Here is a 19,213-nt window from a genome sequence, read left to right as displayed (position 1 = left end):
GAGAGGGCTTATAGGCAGTCGCCTTGACCTGACCTCGTTGCCCCCTCCTTACCCCAGCAGCTCCGCCAGCGACCGCGCCACCACCTGGGTTGCCTTGCGCAGGTCTTCCAGCACCAGCTTCTCGTCGGCGCGGTGGCCGTTGGCTTCCAGCAGGTCGCGTGGGCCGGCGCCGTAGAGGATGGTCGGGATGCCGGCCTCCGAATAATGGCGGGCGTCGGTGTAGAGCGGGATGCCGGTCTGGCCGACCGGAACGCCCAGCACCTCCTGCGCCTGCGCCGCGAACAGCGCCGCCAGCCGTGGCGCGTCGCCGACCGAGCGGAAGGGACGGGCCAGCAGGATGCGGCGGATCGACACGCGGATGCCGTCCCGTCCCGCAGCGGCGCCTTCGATCAGGCCGCGCAGCTCGGCCTCGACCTCGGCCGGGTTCTCTTCCGGGATCATGCGGCGGTCGAGGCGGAAGGTGACGCGGTCGGGAACCACGTTGGTGTTGATGCCGCCCTGGATCAGCCCGATGGTCAGCGACGGGTGGGTGATGCCGGCGACGCCCGACCGGCGCGCCGCCAGCTCCGGCCGGTGGGCGTAGAGCGCGGCCAGGATGCCGGTCGCCGCCTCCAGCGCGTCGTGGCCGGTGTCGGGGCGGGCGGCGTGGGCGGACTTGCCGTCGACCTGCACCTCCAGATGCAGGCAGCCATTGTGCCCGGTCACCACCGAATAGGCGAAGCTGGCCGACACCGCATAATCCGGCTTGGGAATCCCCTGGTCGAGCAGCCATTTCGGCCCGATCTCGCCGCCGGCCTCCTCGTCATAGGTCAGGTGCAGTTCCACCGTGCCCTTCAGCGGAGCCTTTGATTCCATCAGCGCCCGAAGCGCGAAGGCGTAGCTGGCGAAATCCGACTTCGACACCGCCACTCCGCGGCCATACATCACGCCGTCGCGGATCTCGGCGCCATAGGGATCGCTCGACCAGCCCTCGCCGGGCGGCACCACGTCGCCATGGGCGTTCAGCGCCACGGTTGGGCCATCCCCGAAACGGTGGCGGATCACCAGATTGGTGGCGCTGATCATGCCGTTGGCCCGCACCAGCTCGGCCGGCACCGGATGGCGCTCCACCGTGAAGCCCATCGCCTCCAGCAGCTCGGCGGCGCGGACGGCGTGGGGCGCGCAGTCGCCCGCCGGATTGTCGGACGGCACCTTCACCAGCTCCGCCAGGAAACGGACCTCCTCGTCGAAGCGGGCGTTCACCGCCTCATCCAGGGTGGCGGCGAGGGAGGGGGACAGGTCGGTCATGGCAGGCGGTCCGTCAGGAGTTTGCGGGCTGGAAATTCTCGACGAAGCGGGCGAGCACCCGTGCACCGGCCTCGGCGTCGGCGGCGGTGATGCGTTCGGCCGGGTTGTGCGAGATGCCGCGTTCGCAGCGCACGAACAGCATGGCGATGTCGGTCAGCGCCGCCACCGCCATCGCGTCATGGCCGGCGCCGCTCGGCAGCTCCGGCGCGTCCAGCCCCTCGGCGGATGCGGCGGCGGCGACCTGCGCCATCAGCGCCGGGTGGCAGGCCACCGCCGGGCTTTCATGCAGCGTCTCGAAGCCGATGGCCACACCACGGGCGTCGGCGATGGCCTCCAGCCGGGCGCGCACCGCGCCGACCCGTTCCAGCCGCAGGGGATCGCGGTCGGCGCGCAGGTCGATGGTGAAGCGGACCTTGCCGGCGATGACGTTGGTGGCGCCGGGCGACGCCTCGATCCGGCCGACGGTGCCGACCAGCCGCTCCTGCCCGGAGCAGAGCTGCTCCACCGCCAGGATCATCTCGGCCGAGGCCGCCAGCGCGTCGCGGCGCAGGGTCATCGGCACGGTGCCGGCATGGCCGGCCATCCCCTCCACCGTCACCGCCAGCCGGGTGGCGCCGGCGATGGCGGTGACCACGCCGACCGGGCGGCCCAGCGCCTCCAGCACCGGCCCCTGTTCGATGTGCAGCTCGGCATAGGCCAGCACGTCGTCGGCCTTGTAGGCGGCGTTGGCCCAGGCGGCGGGGTCCAGCCCGAAGGCGGTCATCGCGTCGGCCAGCCGGATGCCGGCGGCGTCGCGCGTCTCCAGCACCGCCGGGTCGAAGGTGCCGGCGATGGCGCGGCTGCCGATCAGGGTCGATTGGAAGCGCGTGCCCTCCTCGTCGCCGAAGCCGATCACCTCGACGGCGAAGGGCAGGCGCCGGCCGCGGGCGTTCAGCTCGGCCACCACGGCGATGCCGCTCAGCACCCCCAGCATGCCGTCATAGCGCCCGGCATCCCGCACGGTGTCGAGGTGCGAACCGATCAGCAGGGCCGGCAGCCCCGGCCGCTCGCCTTCGTAACGGCCGATGATGTTGCCGACGGCATCCTCGCGCACGCCCATCCCGGCCTCGCGCATCCAGCCGGCGACGAGGTCGTTGGCGCGGCGGTGTTCCGGCGTCAGGTAGAGGCGCGACAGCCGCCCCTCCTCCGCGCTGATCGCCGCAAGCGCGTCGATGCGGTCGAGAAGGGCCGCTCCCGACAACAGAGACTCGGGCTGCGGAGTGTCGGGCGGCAGGGAATCGGGCATCGGCGGTTCCGGAATGCGCTGAGGAAGCGGGACGATGGAATCAGGACTATGGAGCCGGTTATACGCCGAAGCGGCACGTCCACCCTAGCCCCCGGCCGGCGAAGACAGTTTCAAAGAATCCCGGAAAGGCGCAGCCCCGGCACCGTCCGCTCGTGCCGCAGCGCAAAAAGACAGGCGGGAATTCGTTGGTGGTGCCGAATAATGTCTACCACCCTCTGGAAGCCTCGGGCAGACTTCATAGATGAGGATGAACAAAAGCACTGGATGACGGCGCGTATTTGCTGCAACCGCGAAAGAAACAGCTGAGGGGAGGTGCGTCCATGACGTCGTTCGATCCCGACATGCCTTTCGAGAACGCAACGCCGATTGGCCGGCCCGGTGCCGGCCTGTGGTTCAACAACCGGACCGAGCTGGTCCAGGCCCGCACGCTGGCGGGGTGGATCACGCTGCTGGCGGAGGACCGCGATCTGGACGACCGCCAGCTGGCCGTCGCCACCGGGTTGGACATCGAGGATGTGCGCGCCGTGCGCGAGGGTGCCGTGGCGATGCTGCCGCCCCGGCTGCTGAACCGGGCGCTGGCCCGGCTGGAGGGCAGGAACGACGAAGGGCGGCTGCAATAGCTGCAAACCGCCCTTCGCGAAACCGGTGCGCCGTGGCGTCGCGTCAGGCGACGGACAGGACATCCACATACATGTTGGCGGGCGCCGACAGGTGGATGCGGTACAGCATGCCGGACTGGTCGACGATGATATCGGCGACCGGGTTCTTGGTCGACAGGTCGGTGACCGCGGCGCGCACATTGCGCGGCAGCTGGTCCAGTTCGACGTCGCGGTAGCCGGTCTTGTCGGAAAGCTTGATGGTCTTGGTGCCCATGATGGCAGCTGCTCTGTTCCAGAAGGCTTGAGAGGGGATACTCGATTGGCCGCGGGACAATGGTCCCCGGCGGTTAACCAACGGTTAAGCAGCCTCTCCGGCTCTCCGCCCCTGGCGCAGGGCAGCAGCGCATGCGGTGCAGGGGGGCGAATGGCCCCCCGGCAACCCATTGAGTCAGCGGCGGTCGTGCCCGCCGCTGCCCACCATGGCGTCCCCATGCCGCAGGGTGTCGTCTTCCGGCAGCGGCCGCTTGCCCAGCACCATGGAGCTGTTGTCGAGCGCCGCCACCATCGCGTCCCGCGCCGGGGCGCCGGGGCCGGTCACGCTGCCCTCGCCCTGCGGCGCTGCCGGCTCCACCCGCTCGCCCATGCCGACCGAATTCGTCTGGCTCGGCGCATTGTGGCTGGCGACGCGCAGGTCGTTCTGCACATGGCCGACGCCCGACACGCTCTCGGCGATGTCCTCCGCCCGGCGGCGCGCGGCGCGGTCGCCGACAGTGCCGGACAGCGTCACCTCGCCGCCCTCCACCCGAACGCCGATGTCGGAGGCGTCGATGTGGTGGTCGTCGGTCAGGCGCTCGTTGATGTCCTCCAGGATGCGGTCGTCGGAGCGGCGGTAGTTGCGTGGGCCGACGCCGCGATAGCGGGCCTGCGGGCTCATCTTGACGAACTCTTCGCTCCAGGGATGGCGGTGCATGGCGGCCTCCGTCTTGTTGATGTCAGACTCCTTTGCCCTTCAACAAAAGTTGCGCCCGCGGCGTTCCGGTGCTCGAGCCCGGCGCACCCGGAAGGTCAGCCCTGCGGGGTGAAAGGGGATGGGGAGCGAATTCCGCCGCAACCTTGGCCGCGCCCGGCTGTTCGGTCCGAAAAGCTTTCGGTCGAGGTTGAGTGCCATGAAACAGTCCGAACGAAGCGTCGCCCTCCGGGCGCGGGGCGGTTTCGCCCTCTGGGCGATGGTCATCCTGCTGGCGGTCTTGGGGCTGGGGGCGCTGGGCGGCGGCCTCTGGCTGATCCTGCTGGGCGGCTCCTGGTACTACGCCGTCGCCGGGCTGCTGTTCCTCGCCACCGCCGCCTTGCTGGCGAAGCGGTCGCCCACGGCCTTGTCGGTCTATGCGCTGCTGGTGATCGGCACGCTGATCTGGGCCTTGTGGGAGGCCGGGCTGGACTGGTGGCCGCTGTCGGCGCGCGGCGACGTGATCGCGGTGGTGGGCTTCCTGCTGCTGCTGCCCTGGGTCACCCGCCGCCTGGGCGAGCGCCAGCCGATGGCCGGCGAACCGGCGCCGGGGGCCTATCCCGTCGGCGCCTTCCGCGGCACCGGCATCCCGCTGACCGCCGCGCTGGCCATCGTGCTGCTGGTCGCCGTCGCCTCCTGGTTCACCGACCCGCACCGCATCGACGGCACGGTTCCGGCGCGCCAGCAGACCGCCTCCGCCGCGTCCCCCGCCGGCGGCAGCGGTCCAGCGGTCCCGGACGGCGAGTGGCAGGCCTATGGCCGCACCGGCTTCGGCCAGCGCTATTCGCCGCTGACCGGCATCACGCCGGAGAATGCCGACAAGCTCCAGGTCGCCTGGAGCTATGAGACCGGCGACCTGCGCGGCCAGCCCGGCGACCCGAAGGAAACCACCTTCGAGGTGACGCCGCTGAAGATCGGCAACCGGCTGTACCTGTGTTCGCCGCACCAGCATGTCATCGCGCTCGACGCCACCACCGGCAAGGAGGTCTGGCGCCGCGACCTGCAGATCGACCCGAAGCAGCTGGCCCTGCAGCACCTGACCTGCCGCGGCCTGTCCTACCGCCTGGCCCCGCAGGCCGCGGCATCCACCCCTGCGGCCGGCGGTGCCTGCGCCGCCCGGCTGTTCATGCCCACGGCGGACGGCCGCTTGGTGGCGCTGAACCCGGAGGACGGCTCGATCTGCACCGGCTTCGGCGAGAACGGGCAGGTCAACCTGTGGGCCAACATGCCGAATGTCCGGCCCGGCGCCTATTATTCGACCTCGCCGCCGGTGGTGACCGCCAAGCTGATCGTCGTCGGCGGCACGGTGCTCGACAATGTCTCGACCAAGGAGCAGTCGGGCGTCGTCCGCGCCTTCGACGCCGACAGCGGCCGGCTGGTGTGGAACTGGGATTCGGCCAAGCCCGACCAGACCGCGCCGATCGCCGACGGCCAGACCTACACCGTCAACTCGCCCAACAGCTGGTCGATCGCCAGCGTCGACGAGGCGCTGGGCATGGTCTATCTGCCGCTGGGCAACCAGCCGCCCGATCAGTTCGGCGCCAACCGCAGCCCGGAGGTGGAGCGCTTCTCCTCCTCCGTCGTGGCGCTCGATCTGGCGACGGGGCAGGTGCGCTGGGTCTTCCAGACCGTGCATCACGACCTGTGGGACTATGACGTGCCGGCGCAGCCCAGCCTGATCGACCTGACCGTCAATGGCCAGACCGTCCCGGCGCTGGTCCAGCCGACCAAGCAGGGCGAGCTGTTCGTGCTCGACCGCCGCACCGGGCAGCCGGTGCTGCCGGTGACCGAGACGCCGGCGCCGCAGGGCGCCGCCGACGGCGACCATGCCGCCCCGACCCAGCCGGTCTCGGCCCTCTCCTACGACCCGCCGCCGCTGAGCGGGGCCGACATGTGGGGGGCGACGATGTTCGACCAGCTCGCCTGCCGCATCGCGCTGAAGCGCCTGCGCTACGACGGCCGTTTCACTCCGCCGTCCTTGCAGGGGTCTCTGATCTATCCCGGCAATTTCGGCGTCTTCAACTGGGGCAGCGTCGCCGTCGATCCCCAGCGGCAGGTCGCCTTCACCACCCCGACATATCTCGCCTTCGTCTCGCAGCTGGTGCCGCGCAAGAACGACACCGACCTCTATGTCCAGGGCGGCGAGCGGCCCAAATTCAGCCTGCCGGCGTTGAACGAGAATTTCCGGCGCGCCCTATGCGATCAAGCTCGGCCCCTTCGTCTCGGTGCTCGGCCTGCCCTGTCAGGCGCCGCCCTGGGGCTATGTCGCCGCCGCCGACCTGACGACAGGAAAGGTGGTCTGGAAGCACAAGAACGGCACCACCCGCGATGCCTCGCCGGTCCCGCTGCCGTTCCGCATGGGCGTTCCCAACCTGGGCGGCCCGGTCATGACCGCGGGCGGCGTCGCCTTCCTGTCGGGCACCATTGACTATTATGTCCGGGCCTACGACGTCTCCACCGGCAGGCAGCTGTGGGAGAGCCGCCTGCCGGCGGGAGGCCAGGCGACGCCGATGACCTACCAGGGCGAGGACGGCCGGCAATATGTGCTGGTGGTGGCCGGCGGGCATGGCTCGCTCGGGACCAAGGGCGGCGATTCGGTGATCGCCTACGCGCTGCCGAAATGACCCTCCCCCGACTGCCGCTTCCCGCACCTCAATCCATTCCCGGAGGGCATCCTTTGACCATCGTCGTCCATCATCTCAACAACAGCCGGTCGCAGCGGATCCTGTGGCTGCTGGAGGAGCTGGAGCTTCCCTATGAACTCCGCTTCTACCAGCGTGACAAGACGACCAATCTGGCGCCGCCGGAATTGAAGGCGGTGCACCCGCTGGGGAAATCGCCGCTGCTGGAGATCGACGGACGGATCGTCATGGAGTCCGGCGCCATCGTCCAGCATCTGTGCGAGGGTGCCGGCCGCTTCCTGCCGCCGGCCGGCTCGGACGACGCGCTGCGCCATCTCCAGCTGATGCATTTCGCCGAAGGCTCGGTGATGACCCCGGTGCTGCTCGACCTCTATGTCGGGCGGCTGGGCGAGGCGGGCGCGCCGCTGCATCCCCGCATCCAGGAGCAGCTGGCCAGCCATTTCGACTATCTGGAGTCCGAGCTTCGCCCGTCCGGCCATTTCGTCGGCGACAGCCTGACCGGTGCCGACATCATGCTCAGCTTCCCGGTCGAGATTGCGATGATGAAGGGCAACCGCAGCCGCTGGCCGAAGCTGGCCGCCTTCGTCGACGCCATGCACGCCCGTCCGGCATGGCAGCGCGCCCTTGCCAAAGGCGGTGCCTACTTCAAGTGAGGGCCAATGAAAAGGCCCGCTCCGGTCTTCCGGGGCGGGCCTTTTTCAAATAAAACCGGCAATCCTCAGCGCGTCGGCACCGGCGGAGTCTGCGAGTAGTCGTAGAAGCCGCGGCCGTATTTCTTGCCGATCCAGCCGGCTTCGACATACTTCACCAGCAGCGGGCAGGGGCGGTACTTGCTGTCGGCAAGGCCCTCGTACAGCACCTGCATCACCGCCAGACAGGTGTCCAGCCCGATGAAGTCGGCCAGCTCCAGCGGGCCCATCGGGTGGTTGGCGCCCAGCTTCAGCGCGGTGTCGATGGCGTCGACGCCGCCGACGCCCTCATACAGCGTGTAGACGGCCTCGTTGATCATCGGCAGCAGGATGCGGTTGACGATGAAGGCCGGGAAATCCTCGGCCACCGCGGCGGTCTTGCCGATGGCGAGCGTCAGTTCCTTGATGGCGTTGAAGGTCGGCTCGTCGGTCGCGATGCCGCGGATCAGCTCGACCAGCTGCATCACCGGCACCGGGTTCATGAAGTGCATGCCCATGAACTTGGCCGGACGGTCGGTCGCCGCCGCCAGACGGGTGATCGAGATCGACGAGGTGTTCGTCGCGATCAGCGCCTCCGGCTTCAGGTGCGGGACCAGCTTCTTCAGGAGGTCGCGCTTCAGCGCCTCGTTCTCGGTCGCGGCCTCGACCACCAGATCGCAGTCGCCGAAGATCGACAGGTCGGTGCCGGTGACGATGCGGGCCAGCGCCGCCGTCTTGTCCGCCTCGCTCAGCTTGCCCTTCTGGATCTGCCGGTCGAAGTTCCGGGAGATGCCGGCGAGCGACTTTTCCAGCGCCGCTTCGCTGATGTCGGACAGGAAGACGTCGTAGCCGGCCTGGGCACAGACCTGGGTGATGCCGCTGCCCATCTGGCCGGCACCGATGATGCCAATCTTCTTGATCGTGGTCATGGAGGCTGTCCCGCGAAGGATGTGGGTGGTTGGTCCGCCATGGCGGTCGCCGGTTCCGTCCGGCGACCGCCGCGGCGGCCTGGATCAGCGCGCCTTATCCAAGCTTTTCCGTCAGCTCCGGCACGGCCTTGAAGAGGTCCGCGACGAGGCCGTAATCGGCGACCTGGAAGATGGGCGCTTCCTCATCCTTGTTGATCGCGACGATGACCTTGCTGTCCTTCATGCCGGCCAGATGCTGGATCGCACCCGAGATGCCGACGGCGATGTACAGCTCCGGCGCCACGATCTTGCCGGTTTGCCCGACCTGATAGTCGTTCGGCACGAAACCCGCGTCCACGGCGGCGCGCGACGCACCCACGGCGGCGCCCAGCTTGTCGGCCAGAGCCTCCAGCAGCGGGAAGTTCTCGCCCGACTGCATGCCGCGCCCGCCCGACACCACCACGCGGGCGGATGTGAGTTCCGGACGCTCCGACTTGGTCAGCTCGGCCGAGACGAAGCTCGACAGCCCGGCGGCACCGGCGCCCGCGACCTGCTCGACGGCGGCCGAACCGCCTTCGGATGCTGCGGTCTCGAAGGCGGTGGTGCGGACGGTGATCACCTTGACCGCATCGGCCGACTGCACGGTGGCGATCGCGTTGCCGGCGTAGATCGGCCGCTCGAACGTGTCGGCGGAGACCACGGCGGTGATGTCGGAGATGGCGGCGACGTCCAGCAGTGCGGCGACGCGCGGCAGGAGGTTCTTGCCGACCGAGGTGGCGCCGGCCAGCACATGGCCGTAGCCAGTCTTGGTAACCGACACCACCAGCGGGGCGACATCCTCCGGCAACTGATGCTCGTAGGCGGCATCGTCGGCCAGCAGCACCTTGGCGACGCCGGCCACCTTCGATGCGGCATCGGCGGCGGCCTGCGCGCCCTTGCCGGCGACCAGGATATGGACATCGCCGCCAATCTTGGACGCAGCGGTGACGGCGTTCAGCGTGGCGGGCTTCAGCGAGGCGCCGTCGTGGTCGGCGATGACGAGAATGTTGGCCATGGTCAGTTCATTCCCCTCAGATCACGCGGGCTTCGGTCTTGAGCTTGTCGACCAGCGTGGCGACGTCCGGCACCTTGATGCCGGCCTGGCGCTTCGGCGGCTCCGTCACCTTCACCGTCTTCAGGCGCGGCGTGACGTCGACGCCCAGGCTGTCCGGCGTGACGGTCTCCAGCGGCTTCTTCTTCGCCTTCATGATGTTCGGCAGCGAGGCATAGCGCGGCTCGTTCAGGCGCAAATCGGCGGTGACCACCGCCGGCAGCTTGAGCTCCACCGTCTCCAGCCCGCCGTCGATCTCACGGGTCACGGCGACCGTGCCGTCACCGGCGGCGATCTTGGAGGCGAAGGTGCCCTGGCCCCAGCCGAGCAGGGCGGCCAGCATCTGGCCGGTCTGGTTGCAGTCGTCGTCGATGGCCTGCTTGCCGAGGATGACGAGGCCGGGGGCCTCCTTCTCGACCAGCGCCTTGAGGACCTTGGCGACGGCCAGCGGTTCGGTCGTCACGTCGGTCTGCACCAGGATGGCGCGGTCGGCACCCATGGCCAGCGCCGTTCGCAGCGTCTCCTGGGCCTGGGTCGGGCCGACGGACACCACGACGATCTCGGTCGCCTTGCCAGCTTCCTTGAGGCGCACGGCTTCTTCGACGGCGATCTCGTCGAAGGGGTTCATGCTCATCTTCACGTTGGCGGTCTCGACGCCGCTGCCATCCGCCTTGACGCGGATCTTCACGTTGTAGTCGACCACTCGCTTAACGGGGACGAGGACTTTCATAACTCACCCTGGCTGCTGAGCGCGCGCCTGTTACGGCGAACACCGCGAAAATTGCTGTGGTTGCGAACGGACCATAGGATCTGGAAATACCACTGTCAATGACGCGCCGGACGCGCGGGCGGCCTCGTGTGCCGCCCCGGTTGTCGCGGCAGGGGAGACCGCACGGCGTCAATCGGAATGCGCACGCTCAGCGGTTGGCGCCGGGCACCCACAGCACGTCGTCCGCCCCGTTGCGGTTCACCACCCGGCTCAGCACGAACAGATGGTCCGACAGCCGGTTGACGTATTTCAGCGCCGCCGCTGTCACCGGCTCGTGCCGTGCCAGATCGGTCATCAGCCGTTCCGCCCGGCGCACCACGGTGCGGGCCAGATGCAGATGGGCCGCGGCCGGCGAGCCGCCGGGCAGGATGAAGGAGGTCAGCGGCGCCAGACCGGCGTTCATCGCATCGATCTCCGCCTCCAGCCGGTCGACCTGGGCCTGCACGATGCGCAGCGGCGGGTATTTCGGCGCCTCCTCCTCCGGCGTGCAGAGGTCGGCGCCCAGATCGAACAGGTCGTTCTGGATGCGGCCGAGCATGGCGTCGGCATCCGGCCAGTCCCGCATGTGCAGGCGTGCCATGCCGATGACGGCGTTCGCCTCGTCCACCGTGCCGTAGGCGGCGACGCGGCGGTCGTCCTTCGGCACCCGGCTGCCGTCGCCGAGCGAGGTTTCGCCGGCGTCGCCGCCGCGCGTGTAGATCTTGGTCAGCTTAACCATGGGGAAGCGTCAGCCTTGGGTCAGGATGGCGAGGACGAACAGCAGCAGGGCCGCACCCTGGAGCATCACGCGCAGCCGCATCGCCCTGTTGGAGCGGCGCGGGTCGCCCCGTCCGCCGCGGGCCATGAAGAAGAGGCCGACGAACAGCGAGCCGACCACCGCCAGCATCGCCATGACCATCAGGATGGGGAAGAGAGTTCTGCATGGGGCTCACTATATCCCAGCATCCGGCCCGCGCCTATGGCGACGGAATTGGGACTTGGGGTAATCACCCGGTTGCCAAAGCCGTTGGACTGCATACAGTGCGCGGCGTCGGGACCGGGGAAGCCAGCGGAACGGACTGGCGGAACTGAAATGACTTTGGAGAAGCAGGCGATGCAGCGGCGGACTTTCCTGAAGACGGCCCTGAAGGCGACCGCGGCCACCGCGGCCGGCGCCGGCGCCCTGGCGGTGCTGGGCCGCGAGACCGTCCAGGCCGCTCCGGGTGCTGCCGGTGCCGTTGTCCCGTCGGTGTCCTTCCCGATGGACTTCCTGTGGGGCGTCTCCACCTCCAGCTACCAGATCGAGGGCGCCGTCGCCGAGGATGGGCGGGGGCCCAGCGTCTGGGACACCTACAGCCATTCCTTCGGGCGGATCGCCAACGGCGACACCGGCGACGTCGCCTGCGACCATTACCACCGCTATGCCGAGGATGTGGATCTGATGGCGAAGGCCGGGATGAAGGCCTACCGCTTCTCCATCGCCTGGCCGCGGGTGATGCCGCAGGGCACCGGGGCGGTGAACGCCAAGGGGCTGGACTTCTACGACCGGCTGACCGACACGCTGCTGGCCAAGGGCATCCAGCCCTGGCCCTGCCTGTTCCATTGGGACCTGCCGCAGGCGTTGCAGGACAAGGGCGGCTGGACCAACCGCGACATCGCCGGCTGGTTCACCGACTACGCGCTGGCGGTGACCGCCCGGCTGGGCGACCGCGCCCGCAACTGGGCGATGCTGAACGAGCCGTCGGTGGTCGCCATCTTCGGCCACGGCACCGGCGGGCATGCGCCGGGCCTGACCGGCCGGCAGAACTGCCTGAAGGCGATCCACCACCAGAACCTGGCCCAGGGCACGGCGATCGCGGCGCTGCGCCAGGCCGGCGGCAAGAACTGGCGGCTCGGCACCGTGCTGTCGCTCCAGCCCTCCTGGCCGGTCGGCGGGCTCGACTCGAACTATCCCGCCTCGCTGATGTGGGACGCGCTGTGGAACCGCTCCTGCCTGGATCCGCTGTTCAAGGGCCGTTTCCCCGAGCAGCTGGAGGCCGAATTCACCCGCATCGCCAAGCCCGACGATCTGGCCCGCATCAAGCAGCCGGTCGATTTCCTCGGCGTCAATTACTACAGCCGCATGCACCAGCAGCCCGACCCGCAGGGGCTGTTCGGCACCGGCTACGGCTCGGCCCCCGAGGGCACGCGCAAGACCGGCATGGAATGGCCGGTCGAGCCGGACGGGCTCAGCGAGATCCTGGCTGAGCTGCAGGAGAAATACGGCAACCCGCCGGTCTATGTGACGGAGAACGGCGCCGATTACCCCGACAGCGTCGGCCCGAACGGCCGGGTCGAGGACCGCGACCGCATCGCCTACCTGCGTGACCATCTGCTGGCCGCCGCCAAGTCGATCGACGAGGGCTGCAACCTCAAGGGCTACATGGCCTGGACCCTGCTGGACAATTTCGAATGGTCGGAGGGCTACCGCCGCCATTTCGGCCTTGTCCAGGTCGACCGCAAGACGCTGGCCCGCACGCCGAAGGCCAGCTACGACTGGTACGCCTCGGTCATCCGCAACAACGCGGTTCCGCTGGTCTGAGGGCGGCGTTAAACTGCCGGCCATGCCGACGCCCCGCCCGCAACAGCCGACCCGTTTCGCCATCCAGAAGGCGCGCGGCAAGGGCTGGAAGACGCTGGAGGTCGGGGAGGAGCTGGCCCATGCCAAGGCGCGCTTCGACCGGATGGTCGGCGTCAACCCGCGGGCCTATTTCCGGCTGATCCAGCTCGATTACAACGCCGACTCCGGCTATGAGGGCATGGAGTTCAACTGGACGCTGATCGAGCTGTACGACCCGACCCAAGGCGGCCGGGTCAGGCCGGCGGCCAAGCCGGTTTCGCCCAAGCCCGTCCTGCCCAAGCCCGTCCCGCCCAAGCCTGGTCCGACGGCCCCGCGCAAACCGACGGACAGGCGCAGGGCCGGGGAAGCCGTCGCGTTGCCGCTGCGCATCTATCTGGCGGTGATCCTGATCGGCACGCTGGCGGGCGTCCTCGCCTATCTGCACTTCGCCGGAAGATAAGCCCTCACTCCGTCGTGTAGCCCTTGCGGCGCATGCACTGGGCGAAGATTTCCTTGCGGTAGCCGAACTGCGGCGTTTCCGGCAGCGGGCGCAGCGGATAGCCGCGCAGGCGCATGGTGGTGTCCACCTGCTCGGTGCATTCGTCATAGGCGACGGTCGGCACGTCCGGGCTGGCGGTCCATTCGCGGTAGGCGGGCGGGCTGCTGCATCCGGACAGCAGGGCCAGCGCGGACAGGGCCGCGGACAGGCAGGCCAGCCCCGGCAAGGCTGCCAGGAGTCGCGGGCGTGCGGTGTCGGTTCCGGTCTTGGCGCCGGTCATGGTCCCGGTCATGGCGTGCGTCCTGTTCCTTTTTCGCCCCCGATTTGACGCTACCACGTCCGGCCCTTTCCGATCCATTTTCGCGCACCATTTCCGGGAACGCGCCTTTTCGGCAACGCTGCGCGGCTGACAAAGCAGACGCCGAAAAATCGCCGCCGGAAATGCGACGCAATCTGGTAACACGATCTTAGTCCCCGATTCGGGGGAGTGTCGTGGCTCTGAAGTCGGTCTGATGTCACGGACGGAGGGAGAGGCAATGTCTGGGATTTCGCGGCGGGTGCATGGTGGCGCCGCGGTGGCGGCAGTGGCACTGGTGGTTTCGGCCCTGACCGTGGGAGCGCCCGGTTCGGCAAGGGCCGAGGCGTCGGTCGCCGACATCCAGTGGGCGCAGACCATCCTGAAGGACAAGGGCTACAACATCGGCGGCCGGGCCAAGGGCCAGATGACGCCGGAAACCCGGTCCGCGCTCAGCGCCTATCAGAAGTCGGCGGGCCTTCCCGCCACCGGCAACCTCGACCAGGCCACCATCGCCAAGATGATGGGCGAGCGCGAGAGCAAGGCCGCGCCGACCATGGGCAGCCTGTCCAAGAGCCAGGTCGGCCAGACCCGCCACGACAAGGAGGTGGCGCCGCGCGCCGCCCCGACCGGCCGGGTCGAATCCGGCAACGAGAGCGTCGGCGGCATGGCCCAGTTCGGCGGCGCCCCGGTGTCGTCTTCTTCCTCGTCGTCTTCCTCCGCGTCCTCCTCGGCCAGCCACAGCGCGCCCGCCGCGGCTCCGGCGGCCCGTCCGTCGGCGCCGGCTGCCGCCGCAACATCCAGCGCCACGCCCCAGAGCGCGCCGCGCCCATCGGTCTCCCCATCGGCCAGCGCGGCGTCCAACGCCTCCGAAGGCCCGACTCCGCAGGCGGCACCGCGCGGGGCGGTGGCGGCGACCACGCCCGACGGCAAGCCGGCCCCGGTCGAGGAAGCGGCGGCGGTCGGCGGCGGTCCGTCGATCTGGCAGTCCAATGCGGCGCGGGCCGGGGTCGCCGGGCTGATCGCCGCGACGCTGGGCGGCATCGGCTTCGCCTGGTGGCGCAGCGGCCGCGGCGTCGATCCGCTCAGCCGGAAGCCCGCCGGCGACGACCGGCCGCGTGAAAACCGCGTCGAACCGAGCTTCGGCACCCCCCGCCGCCGCGAGGAGCTGACCACCGGCCCGCGCCTGACGGCGGAGGCACGGCGGCGCTGAACGGCGCCGCGCCCGGGTCCGGTCACATCATCATCGGGCAGCCGCCTCCGCCGCAGCCGCCAGGGCCGCAGGCGGGGGCGGGCTGGGACTTTCCGACGCGCGGCGCCATGATGGCCTTGGCGACCTCGGTGCCGCTGCAGGACGGGCAGGGAATGCCGACGGCCTTCTTGGCGTCGTAATCGGCCATATTGTCGAACCACTGGTCGAAATCATGGCCGCAGGCGCAGTGCAGGGCGTAAACGATCATCGCGGGAGCCTCGAAAAGCGGAATTTCGGCCGCTCTTCTAGTCAGCCCTCCGGCGTCCCGCCAGGATCTGCATCAATCGCAAGCGTCACCGTGACTCGGTCACTCCCACCCGCGCGCACATCGACAAGAGCGGGCAGGTGGAGCAGCGCGGCCGTTCGCCGGTACACACCCATTTGCCGAAGGGCACCAGCCGCTCGTTGATCTCGACCCAGTAGCGTTTCGGCAGCACCGCCAGCAGCGCCGCCATCGTCTTCTCGGGGTTGCGTGCCTGCACGTAGCCCCAGCGGTTGGCGATGCGGTGGACATGGATGTCGACCGCCAGCGCCGGGATGCCGAAGCCGACCGCCAGCGTCAGCGCCGCGATCTTCGGCCCCACCCCATGGAAGCGCATCAGCCCGTCCGGCGTGTCGGGCACCTCGCCGCCCAGCTCCTCGACGATGCGGCGGGACAGCGCGCGGATGTCGCGCGCCTTCGGTTCGGGGAAGGTGGCGCCGTGCAGCAGCTCCACAAGCCGCTCCTCCGGCAGGGCGGCCATGGCGGCCGGCGTGTCGGCGACGGCGAACAGCCGCTCTGCCACCTCCAGGCTCGTCTCGTCCCGCGTGCGGGCGGAAATCAGGCTGGCGACCAGTTGCTGGAACGGGGAGGCATAGCCGCGGTCGCGCAGCTCGAACATCGCCGCCTTGGGGTAGGGGGCGACCGCGACCCGCAGGCGGCGGAAGACCTCGTCGATGTCGAAGTGCTGGGATGTCGCGGGCTGTATGCTCACGGGAGGCCACCGTCGGGGAACGGGCGGCAACAAGCGCCCGTCCGGTAACCGGCCAGTCCCCGCTAATGTTCCGCTTACAGCGCCTTGATCTGCATCTTGATCGGCCCGTCCGCCCGGCCATGGACGAACTGGTCGACATAGGCGTTGCCCGAATTGTCGATGTCGCGGGCGTGGCCGGTCCAGATGATCCGGCCCTGGTAGATCATAGCGATGCGGTCGGCGATCTTGCGGGCGGACGCCATGTCGTGGGTGATGGTGACCGCGGTGGCGCCGAGATCCTTCACGCACTGCACGATCAGCTCGTTGATGACGTCGGCCATGATCGGGTCGAGGCCGGTCGTCGGCTCGTCGAAGAAGATGATCTCCGGCTCGTCGGCGATGGCGCGGGCGAGGCCGACGCGCTTCTGCATGCCGCCCGACAGCTCCGAGGGCGACAGCTCCGCCACGTCGGGGGTGAGGCCGACGGCGCCGAGCTTGGCGACGGCGATCTCCTTGGCCTGGGCACGCGGCATATGGGCGCCCTGGATCAGGCCGAAGGCGACGTTCTCCCACACCTTCAGGCTGTCGAACAGGGCGGCGCCCTGGAACAGCATGCCGAACTTGTGCAGCAGCTTCTCGCGCTCGCGCGAGCGCAGCCGGGTCGTCTCCTGCCCATCAACCTGGATCGAGCCGGAATCCGGCGTCAGCAGCCCGAGGATGCTCTTCAGCATCACCGACTTGCCGGTGCCCGACCCGCCGATGACGACCAGCGACTCGCCCTTCGCCACCTCCAGGTCGATGCCGTTCAGCACCTTCTTCGGGCCGAAATGCTTGGTGACGTTCTTGAGCGCGATCTTGGGAACGGTCATGCGGTGGCGCTCACTTGGTCGAGAAGAAGAGGCCGGTGATCAGGTAGTTCCACACCAGGATCATGATCGAGGCCGACACCACCGCATTGGTGGTCGCCGCCCCGACGCCCTGGGCGCCGCCCTTGGAGTGGTAGCCGTGGTAGCAGCCCATCAGCGCGATCAGGAAGCCGAAGATCGCCGCCTTGACCAGGCCGGAGATGACGTCGACCGGCTGGAGGAATTCCCAGGTGCGGTTGATGTAGCTGGCGGCGTTGAAGTCCAGCCGGTAGACGCCGACCAGGAAGCCGCCGAACACGCCGATGATGTCGGCGACCACCACCAGCAGCGGCACCATGGTCAGCCCGGCGATCAGCCGCGGCGCCACCAGATACTTGTAGGGGTTGGTCGACAGGGTGGACAGCGCGTCGATCTGCTCGGTCACCCGCATGGTGCCGATCTCCGCCGCCATGGCGGCGCCGATGCGCCCCGCGACCATCAGGCCGGCCAGCACCGGCCCCAGTTCGCGGGTGATCGACAGCACGACGACGGTGGCGATGGCGCCCTCCGCCTGGAAGCGGGAGAAGCCGCTGTAGCTCTGCAACGCCAGCACCATGCCGGTGAACAGCGCGGTCAGCCCGACCACCGGCAGCGAATAATAGCCGATGTCGATCATCTGCCGCAGGATCTGGCGCGGATAGAGCGGCGGGCGCACGCAGTGCGACAGGGCGGACCCGGTGAACAGGGCAAGGCGTCCGGTCGCTTCCAGGAAGATCAGGAAGGCCCGGCCGGTAGCGGCGAGGAAACCCATCAGTCGGCCCGCATCCTTGGTTAGAGACTTGTTTGGGCGATGCGGTCATAGCACCGATGAAGGGCTAGGTCATCCTTGGACTTTGCAGGGGAGGGACGTTGCGGCACCATCTGGGCTGGTCCGGTCGGCGGTCGCGGCCGCAGCGGCTGGCAGTCCGGGATCTCCGGTCAAGGGGCGGGAAGGGCCGCCCGCACAGCCTCGTAATAATCACATCTATTTTCATAGTCGATTCTTATTTGTACGGAAAGCATCATACTCCAGTATAAAGGACTAAGCTGCAGCCGGCCATTTTCCGTCACTTCTACACAAGAGCATCGTGGGCTACGCCATGGAGTTCTGATCGATTCAAGCTGCTGCTGGATGGCCGACCCGACGACACCCGTGGAGACGAGGAAATGGGACCGGGCAACCCCATTCCGGCGTTCACCGGCGAGACGTGCCGGTCTGCGGAAGCGCATGAGTTCGGGCCGCTCCGTCAGCGATGTAGCCGTCACTCCGGAGGGAGTGGTCCTCGACGTCACGGACGGGTGCCTGTCGAGGACAGGGTATTGCCGGGCCGATCTCCTTGGGCGACCGATTGACACCATCCTCGACAGCGCAAGCGGGGCTGCTATCAGGGAGTTCATGCAGGCGCCCGGCCACATCCATGGCGCCATCGTTGATGCAACCTTAGCTTGCGGAGACGGCTCGACATGCCGTGTGGAACTCACGGTGCGGTGCCGGACGGACGCGCCGGGGGTGTTTTCGATTGCCATCAACGGGTTCGCTGAAATGGCGGAGTGCGGGCATCGTGCCATGCTCACCCAAGTTTCGGTTGATAAAGTTTCGGATATGATCATCTGGCTCGATGCGGATGGGCGGTATGTCTTCGTCAATCGGGCGGCGACGCGGATGTTCGGCTATTCGGCAGCGGAGTTCGGCCGGAAAAGAGTTTGGGACGTCGATCCGTTGTTCAATGAAGAAATATGGCGTGAGCATTGGCAGGATCTCGTCGACCAGGGCGTGGTCAGGATCGAAACGATAAACAAAACAAGAGATGGCGTTGAGATTCCTATCGAAGTGACGGCAAATCTTGTCGAATACAAAGGCAAATTCTACAATTGCAGCATAGTCAGGGATATCACCGAGCGCAGAAGAATGGAGGCGGAATGGCGGTTTTTGAATGAGAAAGCGCTTCAGCTCAGCCTTACGGACGCGTTGACTGGAATTGGAAACCGTCGCCGATTCGACACGGCATTCGATGCCGAGTTGAAAAGCCACTTGCGCTCCCGTGCACCGCTCTCCCTCATCCTCTGCGATGTCGATGCTTTCAAGGCCTTCAACGATCGTTACGGTCATGTGGCCGGTGACGATTGTCTTCGGCAGATCGCCGGGGTGCTGTCCAGAGCCGTTCAACGGTCGGGCGATCTGGCGGCACGGTTCGGTGGCGAGGAGTTCGCGTGCATCCTGCCGGCCACTGAGCTGGAGGGTGCGATGCGGGTTGCCGAAGGGATCCGAACCGGGATCATGGCGCTGGCGATCCCGCATGCAGGGTCGCCTGCCGCCGAAGTGGTGACTGCGAGTTTGGGCGTGCTGACGATTCGTTGCTTGGACAACGCGCCACGCCCCGAGATCCTGGCCGCCGCCGACGCCTACCTTTACAAGGCCAAGAACAAGGGGCGCAATCGCGTCGTCGGCGGAGAATTCATGCGTCCGGGATCCCGGCATGAAAAGGCCGGCCGATAGC

21 protein-coding genes and 1 pseudogene are annotated in these 19,213 nt (G+C 68.2%); 8 read left to right on the top strand and 14 right to left on the bottom strand.

What is annotated here, in order from left to right:
* Nucleotides 1-48 precede the first annotated feature (48 nt).
* Both ACWPN3_RS13595 and ACWPN3_RS13590 read right to left on the bottom strand, forming a co-directional pair.
* Complete coding sequence (locus ACWPN3_RS13595; protein ID WP_492239555.1) at nucleotides 49-1,287, bottom strand: M20/M25/M40 family metallo-hydrolase; 1,239 nt, start codon at nucleotides 1,285-1,287, stop codon at nucleotides 49-51.
* A gap of 13 nt (nucleotides 1,288-1,300) precedes the next feature.
* Nucleotides 1,301-2,572, bottom strand: coding sequence for an allantoate amidohydrolase (locus ACWPN3_RS13590; protein ID WP_492239556.1), 1,272 nt, complete (start codon nucleotides 2,570-2,572; stop codon nucleotides 1,301-1,303).
* Between the two features lie 320 nt (nucleotides 2,573-2,892).
* On the opposite strand from ACWPN3_RS13590, the gene ACWPN3_RS13585 reads away from it, so the two are divergent.
* Nucleotides 2,893-3,192: a hypothetical protein gene (locus tag ACWPN3_RS13585; RefSeq protein WP_492239557.1), complete on the top strand. Its 300-nt coding sequence runs from the start codon at nucleotides 2,893-2,895 to the stop codon at nucleotides 3,190-3,192.
* A gap of 43 nt (nucleotides 3,193-3,235) precedes the next feature.
* On the opposite strand, the gene ACWPN3_RS13580 is transcribed toward ACWPN3_RS13585, so the two are convergent.
* Nucleotides 3,236-3,445, bottom strand: a complete 210-nt coding sequence (locus ACWPN3_RS13580; protein ID WP_085090871.1) for a hypothetical protein — start codon at nucleotides 3,443-3,445, stop codon at nucleotides 3,236-3,238.
* 174 nt (nucleotides 3,446-3,619) lie between these two features.
* Nucleotides 3,620-4,141: a BON domain-containing protein gene (locus ACWPN3_RS13575; RefSeq protein ID WP_492239558.1), complete on the bottom strand. Its 522-nt coding sequence runs from the start codon at nucleotides 4,139-4,141 to the stop codon at nucleotides 3,620-3,622.
* A 118-nt stretch (nucleotides 4,142-4,259) separates the two neighbouring features.
* On the opposite strand from ACWPN3_RS13575, the pseudogene ACWPN3_RS13570 reads away from it, so the two are divergent.
* The 3 genes and pseudogenes from ACWPN3_RS13570 to ACWPN3_RS13560 all read left to right on the top strand — a co-directional run.
* Nucleotides 4,260-6,248, top strand: a pseudogene (locus ACWPN3_RS13570) (membrane-bound PQQ-dependent dehydrogenase, glucose/quinate/shikimate family); the annotation flags it as partial.
* A 154-nt stretch (nucleotides 6,249-6,402) separates the two neighbouring features.
* On the top strand, nucleotides 6,403-6,801 hold the full coding sequence (locus ACWPN3_RS13565; protein WP_492261483.1) for an outer membrane protein assembly factor BamB family protein: 399 nt from the start codon (nucleotides 6,403-6,405) through the stop codon (nucleotides 6,799-6,801).
* Nucleotides 6,802-6,854: 53 nt separating this feature from the next.
* Nucleotides 6,855-7,472 carry a glutathione S-transferase gene (locus ACWPN3_RS13560; protein ID WP_109448983.1) on the top strand — a complete coding sequence of 206 codons (618 nt, stop codon included), beginning with the start codon at nucleotides 6,855-6,857 and terminating at the stop codon, nucleotides 7,470-7,472.
* A 65-nt stretch (nucleotides 7,473-7,537) separates the two neighbouring features.
* Here the strand turns inward: ACWPN3_RS13560 and ACWPN3_RS13555 are convergent, their stop codons facing one another.
* The 5 genes from ACWPN3_RS13555 to ACWPN3_RS13535 form a co-directional block, all read right to left on the bottom strand.
* Nucleotides 7,538-8,416: a 3-hydroxybutyryl-CoA dehydrogenase gene (locus tag ACWPN3_RS13555; protein ID WP_109448981.1), complete on the bottom strand. Its 879-nt coding sequence runs from the start codon at nucleotides 8,414-8,416 to the stop codon at nucleotides 7,538-7,540.
* Between the two features lie 94 nt (nucleotides 8,417-8,510).
* A complete protein-coding gene (locus ACWPN3_RS13550) occupies nucleotides 8,511-9,449 on the bottom strand; it encodes an electron transfer flavoprotein subunit alpha/FixB family protein (RefSeq protein WP_492239560.1) in 939 nt (312 codons plus the stop codon).
* Nucleotides 9,450-9,465: 16 nt separating this feature from the next.
* On the bottom strand, nucleotides 9,466-10,215 hold the full coding sequence (locus tag ACWPN3_RS13545; RefSeq protein ID WP_492239561.1) for an electron transfer flavoprotein subunit beta/FixA family protein: 750 nt from the start codon (nucleotides 10,213-10,215) through the stop codon (nucleotides 9,466-9,468).
* A 187-nt stretch (nucleotides 10,216-10,402) separates the two neighbouring features.
* Entirely contained in the window at nucleotides 10,403-10,972 is a 570-nt protein-coding gene (locus tag ACWPN3_RS13540) for a cob(I)yrinic acid a,c-diamide adenosyltransferase (protein WP_492239562.1), read from the bottom strand.
* A 9-nt stretch (nucleotides 10,973-10,981) separates the two neighbouring features.
* Nucleotides 10,982-11,146, bottom strand: coding sequence for a twin transmembrane helix small protein (locus tag ACWPN3_RS13535; protein ID WP_492261482.1), 165 nt, complete (start codon nucleotides 11,144-11,146; stop codon nucleotides 10,982-10,984).
* Nucleotides 11,147-11,326: 180 nt separating this feature from the next.
* Here ACWPN3_RS13535 and ACWPN3_RS13530 point away from each other — a divergent pair, with 180 nt between their 5' ends.
* Both ACWPN3_RS13530 and ACWPN3_RS13525 read left to right on the top strand, forming a co-directional pair.
* On the top strand, nucleotides 11,327-12,814 hold the full coding sequence (locus tag ACWPN3_RS13530) for a GH1 family beta-glucosidase (RefSeq protein WP_492239564.1): 1,488 nt from the start codon (nucleotides 11,327-11,329) through the stop codon (nucleotides 12,812-12,814).
* A gap of 22 nt (nucleotides 12,815-12,836) precedes the next feature.
* Nucleotides 12,837-13,292: a hypothetical protein gene (locus ACWPN3_RS13525; protein ID WP_492239565.1), complete on the top strand. Its 456-nt coding sequence runs from the start codon at nucleotides 12,837-12,839 to the stop codon at nucleotides 13,290-13,292.
* A gap of 4 nt (nucleotides 13,293-13,296) precedes the next feature.
* Here ACWPN3_RS13525 and ACWPN3_RS13520 read toward each other — a convergent pair whose 3' ends face one another.
* The gene (locus ACWPN3_RS13520) at nucleotides 13,297-13,623 is read right to left on the bottom strand and encodes a hypothetical protein (RefSeq protein WP_492239566.1); all 327 of its coding nucleotides are present in this window, start codon (nucleotides 13,621-13,623) and stop codon (nucleotides 13,297-13,299) included.
* Nucleotides 13,624-13,867: 244 nt separating this feature from the next.
* Between ACWPN3_RS13520 and ACWPN3_RS13515 the strand changes: the two genes are divergently transcribed.
* The gene (locus tag ACWPN3_RS13515; RefSeq protein WP_492239567.1) at nucleotides 13,868-14,839 is read left to right on the top strand and encodes a peptidoglycan-binding domain-containing protein; all 972 of its coding nucleotides are present in this window, start codon (nucleotides 13,868-13,870) and stop codon (nucleotides 14,837-14,839) included.
* A 22-nt stretch (nucleotides 14,840-14,861) separates the two neighbouring features.
* Here the strand turns inward: ACWPN3_RS13515 and ACWPN3_RS13510 are convergent, their stop codons facing one another.
* The 4 genes from ACWPN3_RS13510 to ACWPN3_RS13495 all read right to left on the bottom strand — a co-directional run bounded on the left by ACWPN3_RS13510 (nucleotide 14,862) and on the right by ACWPN3_RS13495 (nucleotide 17,487).
* Entirely contained in the window at nucleotides 14,862-15,086 is a 225-nt protein-coding gene (locus ACWPN3_RS13510; protein ID WP_492239568.1) for a DUF1178 family protein, read from the bottom strand.
* A gap of 85 nt (nucleotides 15,087-15,171) precedes the next feature.
* Nucleotides 15,172-15,852 (bottom strand): endonuclease III domain-containing protein, encoded by a 681-nt coding sequence (locus ACWPN3_RS13505; protein ID WP_492239569.1) that lies wholly within the window; start codon nucleotides 15,850-15,852, stop codon nucleotides 15,172-15,174.
* A 74-nt stretch (nucleotides 15,853-15,926) separates the two neighbouring features.
* The gene (locus ACWPN3_RS13500; RefSeq protein ID WP_098735151.1) at nucleotides 15,927-16,700 is read right to left on the bottom strand and encodes an ABC transporter ATP-binding protein; all 774 of its coding nucleotides are present in this window, start codon (nucleotides 16,698-16,700) and stop codon (nucleotides 15,927-15,929) included.
* A 10-nt stretch (nucleotides 16,701-16,710) separates the two neighbouring features.
* Nucleotides 16,711-17,487 (bottom strand): MlaE family ABC transporter permease, encoded by a 777-nt coding sequence (locus tag ACWPN3_RS13495; RefSeq protein ID WP_012978311.1) that lies wholly within the window; start codon nucleotides 17,485-17,487, stop codon nucleotides 16,711-16,713.
* A gap of 504 nt (nucleotides 17,488-17,991) precedes the next feature.
* Between ACWPN3_RS13495 and ACWPN3_RS13490 the strand changes: the two genes are divergently transcribed.
* Nucleotides 17,992-19,212, top strand: a complete 1,221-nt coding sequence (locus ACWPN3_RS13490; protein ID WP_492261481.1) for a GGDEF domain-containing protein — start codon at nucleotides 17,992-17,994, stop codon at nucleotides 19,210-19,212.
* The last annotated feature ends 1 nt before the right edge of the window (nucleotide 19,213 follow it).

The sequence above is a fragment of the Azospirillum sp. UENF 111221 genome (assembly GCF_058780625.1).
This window is presented reverse-complemented; position numbering and strand designations above follow the sequence as displayed.